General features: G+C 62.5%; 11 protein-coding genes. All 11 read left to right on the plus strand.

Features of this window, described 5'->3' with window-relative positions; translation table 11 throughout:
• The first annotated feature begins 118 nt into the window (after nucleotides 1–118).
• The 11 genes from SFUM_RS21535 (at nucleotide 119) to SFUM_RS21540 (ending at nucleotide 15,712) form a co-directional block, all read left to right on the plus strand.
• Nucleotides 119–1,363, plus strand: coding sequence for a Calx-beta domain-containing protein (locus SFUM_RS21535; RefSeq protein WP_011698171.1), 1,245 nt, complete (start codon nucleotides 119–121; stop codon nucleotides 1,361–1,363).
• Nucleotides 1,364–1,399: 36 nt separating this feature from the next.
• Nucleotides 1,400–2,833 carry an aldehyde dehydrogenase family protein gene (locus SFUM_RS06815; RefSeq protein WP_011698172.1) on the plus strand — a complete coding sequence of 478 codons (1,434 nt, stop codon included), beginning with the start codon at nucleotides 1,400–1,402 and terminating at the stop codon, nucleotides 2,831–2,833.
• Between the two features lie 502 nt (nucleotides 2,834–3,335).
• Nucleotides 3,336–6,074 carry a molybdopterin-dependent aldehyde oxidoreductase gene (locus tag SFUM_RS06820; protein WP_011698173.1) on the plus strand — a complete coding sequence of 913 codons (2,739 nt, stop codon included), beginning with the start codon at nucleotides 3,336–3,338 and terminating at the stop codon, nucleotides 6,072–6,074.
• Between the two features lie 301 nt (nucleotides 6,075–6,375).
• Nucleotides 6,376–8,706 (plus strand): pyridine nucleotide-disulfide oxidoreductase/dicluster-binding protein, encoded by a 2,331-nt coding sequence (locus tag SFUM_RS06825; RefSeq protein ID WP_011698174.1) that lies wholly within the window; start codon nucleotides 6,376–6,378, stop codon nucleotides 8,704–8,706.
• A complete protein-coding gene (locus tag SFUM_RS23290; RefSeq protein WP_041440082.1) occupies nucleotides 8,703–8,915 on the plus strand; it encodes a DVU_1557 family redox protein in 213 nt (70 codons plus the stop codon). Before SFUM_RS06825 ends, SFUM_RS23290 begins: the two co-directional genes overlap by 4 nt.
• Nucleotides 8,902–9,696 carry a DVU_1556 family methyltransferase gene (gene trsM, locus SFUM_RS06835; RefSeq protein WP_167321324.1) on the plus strand — a complete coding sequence of 265 codons (795 nt, stop codon included), beginning with the start codon at nucleotides 8,902–8,904 and terminating at the stop codon, nucleotides 9,694–9,696. Before SFUM_RS23290 ends, trsM begins: the two co-directional genes overlap by 14 nt.
• A 26-nt stretch (nucleotides 9,697–9,722) precedes the next feature.
• On the plus strand, nucleotides 9,723–10,169 hold the full coding sequence (locus SFUM_RS06840) for a DVU_1555 family C-GCAxxG-C-C protein (RefSeq protein ID WP_011698176.1): 447 nt from the start codon (nucleotides 9,723–9,725) through the stop codon (nucleotides 10,167–10,169).
• The gene (gene trsS / locus SFUM_RS06845; protein ID WP_011698177.1) at nucleotides 10,166–11,578 is read left to right on the plus strand and encodes a radical SAM (seleno)protein TrsS; all 1,413 of its coding nucleotides are present in this window, start codon (nucleotides 10,166–10,168) and stop codon (nucleotides 11,576–11,578) included. The genes SFUM_RS06840 and trsS overlap by 4 nt, the downstream gene beginning before the upstream one ends.
• Entirely contained in the window at nucleotides 11,575–12,903 is a 1,329-nt protein-coding gene (locus SFUM_RS06850) for a DVU_1553 family AMP-dependent CoA ligase (protein ID WP_011698178.1), read from the plus strand. Before trsS ends, SFUM_RS06850 begins: the two co-directional genes overlap by 4 nt.
• Entirely contained in the window at nucleotides 12,900–13,940 is a 1,041-nt protein-coding gene (locus SFUM_RS06855) for an XdhC family aldehyde oxidoreductase maturation factor (RefSeq protein ID WP_011698179.1), read from the plus strand. The genes SFUM_RS06850 and SFUM_RS06855 overlap by 4 nt, the downstream gene beginning before the upstream one ends.
• Entirely contained in the window at nucleotides 13,937–15,712 is a 1,776-nt protein-coding gene (locus tag SFUM_RS21540; protein ID WP_011698180.1) for a DVU_1551 family NTP transferase, read from the plus strand. Before SFUM_RS06855 ends, SFUM_RS21540 begins: the two co-directional genes overlap by 4 nt.
• The last annotated feature ends 56 nt before the right edge of the window (nucleotides 15,713–15,768 follow it).

Here is a 15,768-nt window from a genome sequence, read left to right on the forward strand (position 1 = left end):
TCGTACCGGCGGATGCCCCGGGGCCCGAGCCTGTGGAATGCTCGGCGCGCCCGTCCGGTTCGAAAGCCGGAGTGCATGAAGGCACTCGCGTATTTCCTGCAATCAAGGAGGGATGACCATGAACGTTCGGCTTGCTCAGAGTCTGTGCATTCTGATCGTCGTCTCGCTGCTCCCGTTGTGTTCGTTTCAGGGGGCCGGCGACACGGCGCGGGCGGAAACCGCTCCGAGTGCTTCGTCCGTCATCATCAATCACAATCACACGAACCTCGCCGTAGTCCCCACCTACTGGATCACCCAGGCAAAGAAGAATCTGCGCCTGGGCTACGGCCACACATCCCACGGAAGCCAACTGGTGAGCGGGATCGAGGCTTTCCGGGGCGAGCCCGGTTCCGCGTACTATTACAGCTACACGGGCTCAGGGCTGCACCGGGGGGTTTTTTTCAACGACTACTGGGCTGGTGAAGACCTCGGGCACAACGGGGATCTGGCATGGAGGGATGCGACCGTCGATATGCTCGATCTTCCCGCCAATGACCGGAACGTGGTGATGTGGTCGTGGTGCGGAGGCGTCTCCGACAATACCCCAGGCGGCATTAACACTTATCTCAACGCCTTGGCGGCGCTTGAAAGCGCCTATCCGGGAGTGCGGTTCATTTACATGACGGGCCACCTGGACGGATCGGGTGCGGCGGGCAATCTCCACAAGCGAAATCAGCAGATCCGAAATTTTTGCACGTTGAATAAAAAAGTTTTGTTTGATTTTGCGGATATTGAGAGTTTCAATCCCACCTCGGATACGAACTTCATGGTTTTGTTCGCCAATGACAACTGCGACTACGACAGCAACGGCGACGAGATCCCGGACCGCAACTGGGCACAAGCCTGGATCGCACACCACCCGGACTCGGAGCTCGCGCGAATCGCCGCCGACTGCGGCGACTGCGCCCATTCTCAGACCTTGAACTGCGTGCTGAAAGGACGGGCATTCTGGTGGATGATGGCCAGGCTCGCCGGTTGGGATGGTATTCCAGTTCCAACGTTCACCATCAGGGCTGTCGTCCCCGTGGCTCACGAACAACCGAGGGCCGCGGGACGGTTCAAAATCACCAGGACCGGCCCTTCCAACCGGGCCGTGACCGTGAGATACACGGTCGGCGGCACCGCCACACCCGGGGACGATTACACAACGCTCAGCGGCTCGGTCAGGCTCGCGGCTGGAGTCAAGTCCGCGACTTTGACGGTGATTCCCGTCTCAGACGGTATCGCCGATTCCAACGAGACCGTTATAGTGAACCTTTCCGCGAATCGGTACTACAACCGGGGGGCGCGGTCGAAAGCCACGGTCACCATCACGGATCACTAACTTAAGCCAACGCGAAATTGGAGGGGGGACCGTCTCATGCACACACCGGAAACACCCCGTCGCCTTTTGGTGGCCGGACGATGGGTCACCGACGCCGAATCCATGCCGGTCATCGACAAGTACACGGGTGAAACGATCGCCGCGGTGCCCGTGGCTTCCGCAGAGACTGTGGACAGGGCCGTGGCCGCGGCCTGCGAAGCGTTCCCGGTCTATTCGAGGACCCCGGCACACGAGCGTTCGCGCATCCTGGAGAAAGCGGCTTCCCTGCTCGAAAGCAACAGCGAGGAGATCGCCGCCCTGATCTGCCGGGAGGTGGGCAAACCCTGGAAATATTCGATCGGCGAGGTTTCCCGGAGCATCGAGACCATTCGGTTTTCAGCGGAAGAGGCCAAACGGATACACGGCGAGACCGTGCCGATGGACGCGAGCGCCACCGGGGAGGGACGCATGGGGTTTTACCTGCGAAGCCCGGTGGGGGTCGTCGCTGCAATCACGCCCTTCAATTTTCCGCTGAACCTGGTGGCCCATAAGGTGGGGCCTGCTCTGGCCGCGGGGAATGCCGTCGTCTTGAAGCCCGCGTCGACCACTCCGCTGACGGCCCTCCGCCTGGGTGAAATCATCCAGGAGGCCGGGCTGCCGCCCGGCGTCCTGAACATCGTCGCCGGACCCGGAGGCACGGTGGGAGACCGGCTCGTAAGCGACCCGCGAGTGGCCAAGGTCTCGTTCACCGGCAGCCCGCCGGTGGGCGAAGCCATCATCCGCAAGGCGGGCCTCAAGAAAGTCACCCTGGAGCTGGGAAACAACTCGGGGACCATCATCGAACCCGACGCGAATCTGGATGAGGCGGTTGCGCGCTGCGTCATGAGCGCTTTTGCCAACTCCGGCCAGGTCTGCATCTCGCTGCAACGGCTCTACCTTCACCGGGACATCACAGAAGAATTCACGAAACGTTTCCTGGATGCGACCGCCAGGCTCAAAGTCGGCAATCCGCTGGATCGGGATTGCGACATCGGTCCCATGATCGGCGAGGCCGAGGCGATCAGGGCCGAATCCTGGATCTCCGAAGCGGCAGCCGGAGGCGCCAGGGTTCTGATCGGCGGCAGGCGGGACGGTGCCGTGCTCTACCCTACCGTGCTCACCGACATCAGGCCCGATATGAAGGTCTCGTGCGGGGAGGTTTTCGCGCCGCTCGTTTCACTCTGTCCGTACGACCGGTTTGAAGATGCCGTGCGAATGGTTGACGAATCCGCCTACGGCCTGCAGGCCGGCATCTACACGAAGGACATCCGAAAGGCGCTCTACGCCGTCGACCAGATCAACGCCGGCGGCATCATGATCAATGACACCTCGATTTTCCGGGTGGATCACATGCCTTACGGGGGGAACAAAAAAAGCGGCCTGGGCCGCGAGGGAGTTCGGTTCGCCATCGAAGAGATGACGAACATCAAGATGGTCGTCATCAAACCCTGACCCCGACAATACGGTCCGGCCGCACAGCGACGGCCGCATCCCCGCTTTAACCGGATGCCGTCGCCGGTCGGCCGGACCCGTCCGAAAAACAGCATTCCGCGTTATATCAATGTTGACACCAGTCCCTGCACATGGGGTACAATCTTCGCAGCCGATTGTCGTTTTGGGATTGACACCAGGTTGCGTTCAAGATTTCACAACGCCTGCCCGGCCGGGGGTCACGCGGGCTGGGATAAACCCGCCCCCGCGGGCCGATGTGCCGGTCGGACGCGGCAACTCTGTTCTTTGTCAGCTTTTGAGTTTGCATGGGGAGGGCTTTATGCCCTCCCGCCCAACGCACCCATCTTGAACGCAACCTTGTGTGAATCATCTCCGGTACGAACATCCTGCACCGCTTCCCGGGGGGATGTGTCTTCAATACTCGGAACGAAGGCACCCGGCTTCCGGTTCCGGCCGGGACTCACGAACCTGCCGGCCTTTCAACGAAGCAGAGGAGAAGACCATGGAGAAGAAGAACCTCAAGGTAAACGGAATGAACAGGACGGTGATCGCGGACCCTGAAGCCTCTCTTGCGGACGTTCTCCGGGAGCAGATGAGGTTGACCGGCACCAAAAAAGGTTGCGGAATGGCCCAATGCGGGGCGTGTTCGGTCATCATGGACGGAAAGGTCATCCGTTCCTGCGCGACCAAAATGAGAAAGGTTGAAAACGGGGCGGAAATCACCACCATCGAAGGAATCGGGACGCCGGAAAACCCGCACCCGATCCAGCTTGCCTGGATGGTGCACGGCGGTGCCCAATGCGGATTCTGCGCGCCGGGATTCATCGTCTCCGCCAAGGGGCTTCTCGACGGGAATTCAAATCCTACACGGCAGGACGTACGCGACTGGTTCCAGAAGCACCGGAACGCCTGCCGGTGCACGGGCTACAAGCCCCTGGTGGACGCGGTCATGGATGCCGCCAGGGTGCTCCGCGGCGAGATGAGCCTGGAGACACTCAAATTCAAGCTGCCGCCGGACGGCAAGGTGTGGGGAGGAAAATTCCCGCGCCCGAGTGCTCTCGCCAAAGTCACCGGCACCTGCGACTTCGGTGCGGACCTCGGGATCAAGCTCCCGCCCGATGCGCTGCGCATGGCGCTGGTCCAGGCCAAGGTCTCCCATGCGAATATTCTGAGCATCGATACGACGGAAGCCGGGAAGATGCCCGGCGTATACAAGGTGTTGACTCACAAGGACGTGAAAGGAAAGAACCGCATCACCGGCCTCATCACTTTCCCCACGAACAAAGGGGATGGCTGGGACCGTCCCATCCTCTGTGACACGAAGGTGTACCAGTACGGAGACGCCATAGCCGTCGTATGCGCCGACACCCTCGACCACGCAAGGGCCGCCGCGGAGAAAGTCAAGGTCGAGCTGGAGGTGCTGCCGGCATACATGAGCGCGCCCGCGGCCATGGCCGACGACGCCATCGAAATTCATCCCGGAACGCCCAACGTCTATTTCGAACAGAGAATCGCCAAGGGAGAAGATACCGGACCGCTTATGGAAAAGGCGGCCGTAACGGTCGAGGACGAATTCTATGTGGGACGTCAACCGCACCTGCCCATGGAACCCGACGTGGGCTTCGCCTATTTCGATGATGAAGGCCGGCTCACCATTCATTCCAAGAGCATCGGCATCCATCTCCATCATGCCATGATCTGCCCCGGCCTGGGTATCGAGCCGGAAAAACTGCGGCTCGTGCAGAACCCCGCGGGAGGCACCTTCGGCTACAAATTCAGCCCCACTATCGAGGCACTGCTGGGCGTGGCCTGCATGGCCACGGGTAGGCCCGTGTTTCTCAACTTCGACTACCATCAGCAGATCACTTACACGGGCAAGCGCTCACCGTTCTTTGTCAAGCTCAAGTACGGCGCGGACAAGGACGGCAGGATCATTGCCATGGAGAGCGACTGGACGGTCGATCACGGGCCGTATTCCGAATTCGGGGATCTTCTCACTCTGCGTGGAGCTCAATTCATCGGTGCGGGTTATGGAATACCCAACATTCGCGGCACGGGGCGCACCGTGTGCACCAATCACGCCTGGGGGTCCGCGTTCCGGGCCTACGGATCGCCCCAGAGTGAATTCGCATCGGAAGTCCTCATGGACGAGCTCGCCGAAAAAATCGGCGTCGATCCGCTCGAGCTCCGCTATCGTAACGTCTACCGTCCGGGGGACACGACGCCCAACGGCTGCCCTCCCGACGTCTACTGCCTCCCGGAGTTGATCGATCTCCTGCGGCCCCGTTACCGGGAAGCGCTGGAGAAAGCCCGTCAGGGATCGACCCGCGACTGCAGGAAAGGGGTCGGCATCTCCATCGGCATCTACGGCTGCGGCCTCGACGGGCCGGACTCCTCGGAGATCGCCGTGGAGCTGACTCCCGACGGCGTGACCGTTTTCAGCTCGTGGGAGGACCATGGCCAGGGCGCCGACATGGGGTGCCTGGCCACGGCGCACGAAGGGTTGCGCCCTTTGAGGATCGGCCCCGACAAGATCAAGCTGGTGATGAACGACACGGCAATCACGCCCAACAGCGGCCCCGCGGGCGGAAGCCGTTCCCAGGTCGTTACCGGCCAGGCGATCAGGGTCGGGTGCGAGATGCTCGTGAACGCCATGAAAAAACCGGACGGGACCTTCCGCACCTACGACGAAATGGTGGCCGGGAAGATCCCGTTGCGCTATTCCGGGAAATGGACTGCCGCGGCCTGCGTGGCATGTGACGGGAACGCCCAGGGCAACCCTTTCCCCGTCTACATGTATGGCGTTTTCATGGCGGAAGTGGACGTAAACGTGAACACGGGCAAGACACAGGTCACCGGAATGACCTGCGCCGCCGATGTGGGCTCCATCGCCAACAGGCTCGTCGTCGACGGGCAGATGTACGGAGGGATCGTGCAGGGCATAGGGCTGGCGTTGAGCGAGGATTTCGAGGATTTGAAAAAACACGCCAGTCTCATCGGCTGCGGCCTCCCGTACATCAAGGACGCCCCGGACACCATAAACATCCTCTACCTCGAAACGCAGCGTCCCAACGGCCCCTTCGGGGCGGCGGGAGTGGGGGAGCTGCCGCTCACCTCGCCTCACGCCGCCGTCATCAATGCCATCCGCAACGCCTGCGGAGTGCGCATCACCAGGCTGCCGGCGCTTCCGGAGAAAGTGCTGGCCGGGGTCAAACCTACACTTTTCACAAATCTCCGTTAGTCGGGGGCGCGCAACGGAGCATGAACATTTCCCGGGCCGAGGGTATCTCGACACAGACCTTCGTACCCGGGACATTCTCAAACGATGAAAACCGATCCCGCGGGGGCAGTTCTGGGGGCCGCTCGGCCCCCTGTCCCGTTCAAGGCGGGGATGAGGAGGCAGCATGCGGTGGAACCGGCCTGACATTTGAATTGGGGAGGTCGATTGTTGCCGCGCGTGCATCATGATTTGATTCGACCGCGAGGGGATGGAGCCCGACCGGCCGTAGAGCGATACGGACCGCAAGACACGGGGACCGGGTATGGAACAGGATGAGTTGCGCAGACTGGAAGACCGCTGCATTCAGGAGCACGCACCCGCCTGCAGCGCCGCCTGCCCCCTCCATGTCGACGTACGGGCCATGACTGCGGAGACGGCCCGCGGAGATTTCGCGGCCGCGGCAAGAATATTCAAGAAAACCGTGCCGTTCCCGGGAATCATCAGCCGGGTCTGCGATCACCCCTGCCAGGCGGTCTGCAAGCGCCGTGAAGCCGGCGATGCCGTTTCCATCCGGGCGCTTGAACGCGCGTGCCTTGACCGCTCATCCAGCCTGCAGGAAAAGATTCAGGCCTTGCCCCGCAAAGACCGGCGCGCCGCCATAGTCGGGGGGGGATTGAGCGGCCTTACGGCGGCTTTCGACCTCGGCAGGAAGGGATACGCCGTGGTTGTGTTCGAGCGGGAAAACCGGCTGGGGGGAAGCCTGTGGCGCTTCTCCGGGGAGGATCTCCCGCTTCGAACGGCGGCCGACGACTTTCTGATCCTGAAAGAGGTCGGAGTGGAAATCCGACTGGGAACCACCGTCGGGAAAGACATCGACTTCGGCGAGCTGTGCGCCGGGTTCGAAACGGTTTGCCTGGGGCTGGGCGAGAACCCTCCGGACAGCTTCGCCCTCGCCGTCGACCGGGAAGGAAAAGTGGACGTCGATCCCGCGACCTTTTCCACCTCGCGAGCGGGAGTATTCGCCGGAGGCGGCATGCTCAGGCGTGATACAAACCGTTCCCCCATCCAATCCATGGCCGACGGGAGGCGGGCCGCCATCTCCATGGACCGCTATTTCCAGCAGGTCTCGCTCACCGCCGGCCGCGCGGGGGAAGGGTCCTACACCACAAGGCTCCATACGGTCACGGAAGGCATCGTTCCCCTTCCCGTAGTGCCCATGGCCGATGCTCGTCAGGGTTATTCCGCGGACGAAGCGATGCAAGAGGCCGCCAGGTGTATTCAGTGCCAATGCCTCGAATGCGTCAAGGTGTGCGAATATCTCAAGAGCTTCGGAAGTTACCCCAGGCAGTACGTCAGGCAGATTTACAACAACCTCGCCATCGTGATGGGACACCGCCACGCCAATAAGCTGATCAACTCGTGCAGTCTCTGCGGCCTGTGCCGGGAGGTTTGCCCGGGGGGTCTGCACATGGGCGTGGTTTGCAGGGAGGCGCGACAGACCCTGGTCAGGCAGGGCAGGATGCCCCCCTCGGCCCACGATTTTCCGATCCGGGATATGCTTTTCAGCAACAGCGACAAGTGTGCCCTGGTCCGCCGGCAGCCTGGAGTCGTCACGGGCCGGTTCCTTTTTTTCCCCGGATGCCAGCTTACAGCGTCCTACCCCGAACAGGTGAAGCGGGTCTACTCGCTGTTGCGGGAAAAGCTTACGGGAGGCGTGGGGCTCATGCTGAGGTGTTGCGGCGCACCCGCGGACTGGTCCGGGCGCGATGACCTGTTCCGGGAAGTTATGGAGAGCTTCACCGAGTCATGGCGCGAGATGGGAAGCCCGGAACTGATCCTGGCCTGCTCCACCTGCTTTGAGACATTCAAGACCCGCCTTCCCGGCACCGCCGTTTCGTCGCTCTGGGAAATACTGGACCGGCTGGGCCTGCCCCAAACCGGAAGGCCGGGGGAGTCGCCGGCGGTGGCCGTTCACGACGCCTGTTCCACCCGGCATGAACCATTCATACACGAAAGCGTGCGCAATATCCTGGGGCGCCTTGGCATGCGTGTGGAAGAGCTGCCTTTGACTCGAGACCGTGCCGAGTGTTGCGGCTATGGGGGCCTGATGTTTTTCGCCAATGCCGAGCTCGCCGGAAAGGTCATCGATCGGCGGAACGCCCGGAGCTCCCTGGACTACGTCGCCTACTGCGCCATGTGCCGCGACTATCTGGCCAAACGCGGCAAGCGCGTCGCCCACCTTCTGGACCTGGTTCTGGGAGCTTCCATGGAAGAGGCCGTCGGCCGCGGGGTCCCGGTATACTCTCAACGCCACGAAAACAGGGCGCGACTGAAAACCTCCCTGCTTGCGGAGCTCTGGGGAGAGGGAACGCCCGAGCGGGAAAGCTGCGGGAAGATCGCCCTGAGCGTGTCCGACCGCATGCGGGACATCATGGAGGAGAGGCTGATTCTCGTCGAGGACGTCCTGGAGGTCATCGAATACGCCGAAAGAACGGGAAACCGTCTGTTGAACCGGGAAACGGGCCACACCCTGGCACATCACAAACCGGCAAGCGTGACCTACTGGGTCGAGTATTCCGCGGAGGGCGATCGGTTCGTCATTCACAATGCGTACAGCCACAGGATGGAAATCGCCGAGGAGTTCAAATCGTGAACGCGCAGGCGGCAAGTCCCGAAGGGGAAAAATGGTGGTGCGGAAAATGCCGGGTGCCCCTTGATATGGGTAAAGTGAATGTCTCGTATCTCGGCAGCTCATTTCCGGTGGACCTGCTCAAATGCCCGCGTTGCGGCCTTGTCTTCGTCCCCGAGGAGCTCGCTCTGGGCAGGATGGCCGAAGTGGAGAGACTCCTTGAAGACAAGTGATCCCGCTTGCCTGGCTCCCGGACCGCCGACAGGGCACGCGGGGCTCCTGTATGAGAGGCTCGCAGCGAGTGGAGCGGCGGCGGACGCGATCCGCCCCGGAGGTCTGCCGTTGACGGAACGCGCTCTGACACTGTGCCCGTTCCCCCCGGGGTCCCGGTTGCTGGACGTCGGATGCGGCGTCGGCACCACCGTCCGATACCTGACCGACCGCCACGGACACCGGGCGGCCGGCATCGACCCTTCCGCGCTCATGATCGAGACGGGACGCAGGCGATACCCCGGTCTGTGGCTGATGAGAGCCCGGGGAGAAGCCTTGCCCTTCGCCGATGACGTCCTGGACGGCGTCCTGGCCGAGTGCAGCCTTTCCGTGACGCGCGCTGCGGACCGTGTTGTACGCGAGATTCATCGCACCCTCACCCCGGGGGGAAAACTCCTCATGAGCGATGTGTACGCACGCAATCCCGAATTCCTGCCGGAGCTGCGCCGGATTGGCCTGAGCGGCTGCCTCGGCGGAATCAAGTCCATGGAGGAGCTGGCTTTCAGCCTTGGCGCTTCCGGTTTCGAGATCCTCCACTGGGAGGATCACTCAGCGGAACTCAAGCTGTTTGCGGCGCGGCTCATCCTCTCCGGCGGTTTCGCGGCCGATTTCCGGTGCCTGTGGGGAGAATGCGGCGGCGAGGGCCGGAACCCCGAAAAAACGCGGCAGGCCGTCTCCAGGGTCAGACCCGGATACTTTTTGCTCATTGCCGGAAAAAGAATGAAGAAGGCCGCCGGATTCTGAAGATCGACAACGAGGAGGGCAAGTCGGTGCTCAACCAGACGGTGAGAATGATCGAGCTCGCGCAACAGGGATTCCAATGCAGTCAGATTCTTGTGATTATGGGGCTCATAAACCAGGGAAAAACGAACTCCGATCTGGTCAGGTCCGTATCGGGCCTGGCAGGAGGTCTCGGGTTTTCCGGCGACACGTGCGGGGCGCTGACGGGCGGCGCCTGCCTGTTGGGATTGTACGCCGGACGGGGAGAGGTGAACGAAGAGGAAGACCCCCGTCTCAACCTGATGATCGTCGAGCTCGTGGAATGGTTTGCCGGGGAATACGGCCGAGCGTTCGGGGGAACGCGATGTGAAACGATTTTGGGGAACGACCCACGAAACCGGACCGCGAGGTGCCCGTCGCTGGTGCTCGGTGTATACGAGAAGGTCAATGCCCTGTTGGTGGAAAATGGATTCGATCTTGCCACGGGACGCCCATGAGTAAAGGAATCACTCTCTCCACCACGCGGAGCGTCTGCCCGGAGTGCCTGGCCGTGACCCCGGCGATCAGAATCATGCGCGGGGATCGGGTGTTTCTCAGCAAAACCTGCCCCCGGCACGGAACGTTTGAAACGGAGGTCTGGCAGGGACAACCGTCCTACCAGTCCTGGAACAGGCCCAAAACCTGCGCTTCTCCCGATCCTCCCGCCACCCGCACCGAACAAGGCTGCCCGAAGGATTGCGGCCTCTGCCCCGACCATCGTCAACAGACCTGCACGGCGCTCATTGAGGTGACCCACCGCTGCGACCTGTCCTGCGCCTACTGTTACGCTGACTCAGGCACGGCTGATTTCCCGGATCCGGACCTTTACGCCCTCAGGTGCATGTTCGAGCGGCTGTTGCGCGCCGGTAACCGCTGCAACATCCAGCTTTCAGGAGGTGAACCGACGATCCGGGAAGACCTCCCCGACATCATAGCCCTTGGGCGCTCGCTCGGATTCTCCTTCATCCAGGTCAACACCAATGGAATGCGCCTGGCAGGCGATCCCTCCTATGCGAGGCAACTCAGGGACGCCGGGCTCGCTTCGGTGTTTCTTCAGTTCGACGGGATGGAGGATTCCGTCTACGAGCGAATCCGGGGGCGCCGGCTTCTGCGCGAGAAGAAGCGCGCCGTCGAGCATTGCGGCGTAAACGGCCTCGGCGTGGTGCTGGTCCCCACGCTTGTCCCCGGAGCGAACGTCGCACAGATCGGCAAGATCATCCAATACGCCGTGGAGAACCTCGGAGTGGTTCGAGGGGTCCACTTCCAGCCCGTGAGCTACTTCGGAAGATACCCCGGGCCGCCGCGCGCCGAAGACCGGATCACCATTCCCGAGATCATTCGCGAGATAGCGGCCCAGACTTCCGGCAAGATGGCGATCGAGCACTTCAAGCCCCCCGGTTGCGAAAATGCTTATTGCTCTTTCAACGGGAGCTTCGTTCTGCTCCCCGACGGATCGCTCAAGTCCAGGGCGACGCAAAGAACCGGGTCGTGCTGCCCGGAAATGGAATGCGCCGAAGAAGGAGCCGCCAGGGCAAGGCGCTTCGTCGCCCGGTTCTGGTCGGCGCCGGAGTCGCTCTCCTCGGCTCCCGCCGTCTGGCCCGGCCTGGGGGAGTGGGAAGCGTTTTTGGAACGGGTGAAGTCCCATTCGCTTTCCATTTCGGGGATGGCATTCCAGGACGCATGGAACCTGGATCTCGAGCGGCTTCGGGACTGCTGTATCCACGTGGTGACCCGGGACGGCAGACTTGTGCCCTTCTGCGCATACAACCTGACGGATGCGGGCGGAACATCGATCCACCGGGAACGGACGCGCGCTCCCCTGTCCGACGACGACGTCCGACCCTCCCCGCCCGGGCCGCATTCATGAAGATCACTCCCCTGCAGGACTGGATCGCGGCAAGAATGGGAACGCACGGGCATCGCCTGTCCAGGGCCGATGTCGAGCGCCGCCAACTGCTGGGGCTGCGTGAAACCGTGCGCCGCGCGTCGGCGGAAAGCCGCTTCTACTCCGCGCATCTGGGGCAGCTGTCGGAGGCCGACATCCACTCCCTGGATGACTTGCACCGTTTCCCTTTCACGACCGCGCGGGACCTCAGACGGAATCCCTATTCATTTCTGTGCGTTTCTCAGGGTAATATCAGTCGCGTGGTGACGCTCGGGACTTCCGGCACCAGCGGAGAACCCAAGCGCGTTTTTTTCACCTCTGAAGACCTCGAATCGACCATCGACTTCTTTCGGCAGGGAATGTCCATCCTCGCGAAGCGAGGCGACCGGGTGCTCATCCTGTTGCCGGGCGAGCGTCCCGGGAGTGTCGGGGATTTGCTGCGCGAAGCGCTGCGGCGCATCGGAGCGCAGGGAATCGTTCATGATCCGGTCAATGACGTCCCGGGCACCCTGAAGAGGATGGCCCGGGAACACATCGGAGTGCTTGTGGGAGCGCCCGCGCAGGTGCTGTCCCTGGCACGGCAAAGTGATGGGAAGTCGGCCCCGAGGAGCATTCTGCTCAGCACCGACCATGTCCCGGCAGCGATTGTCGAGGCCCTCCGGCACATATGGAATTGTGAGGTCTTTACCCATTATGGTATGACCGAGATGGGCTACGGAGGCGGTGTGGAATGTGGCGCCCATCGTGGCTATCATATGCGGGAAGCCGACCTCTGCTTTGAAATCGTGCACCCGGAAACCGGGCGACCGGAGCCGGACGGAGTGATGGGAGAAGTGGTGTTCACGACGCTGACCCGCGTGGGGATGCCCCTGATAAGATATCGCACGGGAGACCTGGGCAGGTTCCTGCCGGATGCCTGTCCCTGCGGTACCGTCCTGAAGACCATGGACCGGATCGAAGGCCGCATCGACGGCCGGGTGCCCATCGCCGGCGGATCGGTGCTCACGATCGCGGAACTGGACGAGGCGCTTTTCCCGATGGACGATCTCCTTGATTTCGAGGCCTCAATCAGCCGCGGGGGCAATAGGGACTTGCTGCGCATCGAGCTGAGCCTAAGAGACGCCGGCAAACGGGGAGCTCGGGACCGGGCGCTGGATGCCCTGCGAACCGTCCCGGCAATTCGTTCGGCAGAGCTTCGAGGCGATCTCCTCGTGACCCTGGCCCTGCGTGCCCCCGCGTTGCCGGCGACCGGAAGCACCGCCAAGCGAACTCTTGTCGACAATCGCAACCCGGAGCGTGTTTCATGAACCTGTATAAGACCATGGTCAAGCTGTTGGAGGCGAACACTCCATTCGCCCTCGCCACGATCGTCTCCCGGTCCGGCTCGGCCCCGCGCGCCCCCGGCACCCGAATGATCGTCCTTGCGGACGGTGCCGTCGAGGGAAGCGTCGGAGGCGGGATCCTGGAAGCCGGAGTTCTGGAGTTGGCCGGAGACTGTTTCGAACATGGCAAAGCGCGAATCGGGACGTTCAACCTCACCTCCGCCGACGCCCGCGAGATGGGTATGACCTGCGGCGGTCGGGTCCGCGTGCTCGTCCAGCTCATCCACCCGGCCGAGGCTCGTCACCTGGAGCTGTTCCGGGCGGTGCGGTCCACTCTCGAGAACAGAAGGCAGGCTTGGCTGATTTTTGAAGTCCCAACGGAAGACAAGAACGCGGACCCCGTGGGAATGGGATTATGTCCCACGGATGGCCCATGCGTTGGAAATCTCGATGAAGAGACCCTGCGAAAGGTCGTCCTTCTGGCCGGCACGGGCCCGCCTCAATCGGTCTGCTGCGAAGGGCGCAGCTATCTCGTCGAGCCCTTGTGCCACGAGGCCGTCGTCTTCATTTTCGGGGCCGGGCACATTTCACGGCAACTGGCTCCCCTGGCAAAGCGTGTGGGGTTTCACACCGTCGTGCTGGACGACCGTGAGGAATTCGCCAACCGGGAGCGGTTCCCCGACGCCGACCGGATCGTCGTGCCGACCGGCTTCGATTCCGTCATCCCGCAGCTGGACATCGACGAGAACAGCTACCTGGTGCTGGTGACCCGTGGGCACCACTACGACGGCATGCTCCTCGGCGAGGCATTGAGAACCAAAGCCGGCTACATCGGCATGATCGGCAGCAGGCGGAAGCGGGATGCGATCTATGCCGAGCTGGCTCGAAAGGGCTTCACATCGAGCGATTTCCAGAGAGTCCATTCCCCAATCGGGTTGAATATCGGCGCCGAGACCCCCGAGGAAATCGCGGTGAGCATCGTGGCCGAGCTGATTCAGGTCCGGGCGGGGAAGAACGGATGACGAGCACGGCCGGGATCGCCGCGGTGATTCTCGCCGCGGGCCGCTCGACGAGGATGGACACGTCGAAGCCCCTGCTGCGCCTTGGCGCAATGACGGCGATCGAACAGGCCGTGAGCCGGTTCCGTGAGGCCGGCGTCGAAGACTTGACGGTGGTCGTGGGCTTCCGCGCCGACGAAATCACCCCCGTTCTGGATCGCATCGGGGTAAAATGGGTGCTCAACGCCGATTTCGACCGGGGAATGCTCTCTTCCGTCCTGGCCGGAATTGAACGTCTCCAACCCGACGTCGAAGCCTTCTTTTTGCTCCCGGCGGACATCCCGCTCATCAAGCCCGGCACGTTGCGGGCCCTCATGCGCGCATACCGCCTCCACGCCGCACCGGTCCTCTACCCCGTTTTCCTGGGACTGCGGGGGCATCCGCCCCTGATCTCAAGGGCTTGCACCGCGGGACTTGCCGCAACCCGCGAAGGGGGAATGCGGGAACACCTGCGCGCTCACGAGGAACGCGCCGTGGAGGTGGCGGTGACGGACGAGGGGGTTCTCATGGACTGCGACACCCCCGAGGACTATCGCAAGTTACGGGCCTATGCATCGAGGGAGGATATACCGACGGAACGCGAGTGCCGGGCGTTCTGGGAGCGATACGACGTGCCGCTGGACGTCCGGTCCCATTCCGACGTCGTCGCCGAGGCGGCACGGCTGTTGGCCGTCTCCCTGAACCGGCTTGGTCTCGACCTGGACCTCGACCTGGTCCTTGCGGCCGGGAAACTGCACGATCTTGCCAAGGGGCAACCACGCCACGCCGTCGCGGGCGCCGCAATCCTCGAGGACGCGGGCTACCGGCGGGTGGCGCGGGTAGTGGCCGCTCACACGGACATTGTGCCCGACACTCAGGCCATAAGGGAAGAGGACCTGGTCTATCTCGCCGATAAGCTGGTCGACGGCGACGAGCTCGTGTCTCTCGATGAACGATTCCGCAAATCCTTCGAAAAATATGCGAATTCCCCGGAGATTCGGGAGGCCGTCAAGCGCCGCTTCGAACACGCCGCGCTCATCCGGGAACGGGTGCAAAGCACCCTGGAATGTTCCGTGGACGAGCTCCTCGTGAGACACTCGAATGCTTTGCGCATGCTCGTCGCGCAGCGCCGCAACATCTTCCTGATCCGGCACGGGGCGATCCGGTTGCCTGAGAAACCGAAGCGGTTTGTCGGCCAACTGGATCTGGCGTTGAGCGATCGCGGCATCGAGCAATCGGAACAATTGCGCGAACGACTCAGGCACGTCCGCCTGTCGGCCGTATTCTGCAGCGACCTGGCGCGATCCCGGGAGACCGCCGCCATCATCGCCCGGCCCCATGGGCTTTGCCCCGAGGCACGTCCTGAAATGCGGGAAATCGCCCTTGGAGAATGGGACGGCCTGACGTTCGATGAGGTTCGCGAAAAGCACCCGGCGGCCTTCGCGGAACGCGGCCGGGATATCGTTCATTTTCGCCCGGCGGGTGGTGAGAGCTTCATGGATTGCTGCCTGAGGGTCATCCCCTCCTTCACTTCCATCATCCGGGAGACCCGCGGGGACCTCGCCGTCATAGGCCATGCGGGCGTCAACCGGATAATACTCTGCCAAATCCTCGGCAGACCCCTGGCGGACCTTTTCGCGATCGAACAGGATTACGGTTGCGTGAACGTCATCAGGCAGGATGGATTTGCCTTCGAGCTCGTGTCATTGAACGAAAAACCGCACCTGGAAGAAGAAACATCCGGGGCCCTTCCCTGATTTCCCGGCACACGGACGTCTCGCCCCATCCGACGGACACCTCGCGGTGGTGCATG

It is taken from the genome of Syntrophobacter fumaroxidans MPOB, assembly GCF_000014965.1.
Taxonomy (GTDB): Bacteria; Desulfobacterota; Syntrophobacteria; order Syntrophobacterales; family Syntrophobacteraceae; genus Syntrophobacter; species Syntrophobacter fumaroxidans.

Excerpts from the sequence above, each read along its gene's own strand:
- SFUM_RS06820 (WP_011698173.1), top strand. The coding sequence starts at position 3,336 with ATGGAGAAGAAGAACCTCAAGGTAAACGGAATGAACAGGACGGTGATC.
- SFUM_RS06825 (WP_011698174.1), top strand. The coding sequence starts at position 6,376 with ATGGAACAGGATGAGTTGCGCAGACTGGAAGACCGCTGCATTCAGGAG.
- SFUM_RS21535 (WP_011698171.1), top strand. The coding sequence starts at position 119 with ATGAACGTTCGGCTTGCTCAGAGTCTGTGCATTCTGATCGTCGTCTCG.
- SFUM_RS06850 (WP_011698178.1), top strand. The coding sequence starts at position 11,575 with ATGAAGATCACTCCCCTGCAGGACTGGATCGCGGCAAGAATGGGAACG.
- SFUM_RS21540 (WP_011698180.1), top strand. The coding sequence starts at position 13,937 with ATGACGAGCACGGCCGGGATCGCCGCGGTGATTCTCGCCGCGGGCCGC.
- trsS (WP_011698177.1), top strand. The coding sequence starts at position 10,166 with ATGAGTAAAGGAATCACTCTCTCCACCACGCGGAGCGTCTGCCCGGAG.
- SFUM_RS06815 (WP_011698172.1), top strand. The coding sequence starts at position 1,400 with ATGCACACACCGGAAACACCCCGTCGCCTTTTGGTGGCCGGACGATGG.
- SFUM_RS06855 (WP_011698179.1), top strand. The coding sequence starts at position 12,900 with ATGAACCTGTATAAGACCATGGTCAAGCTGTTGGAGGCGAACACTCCA.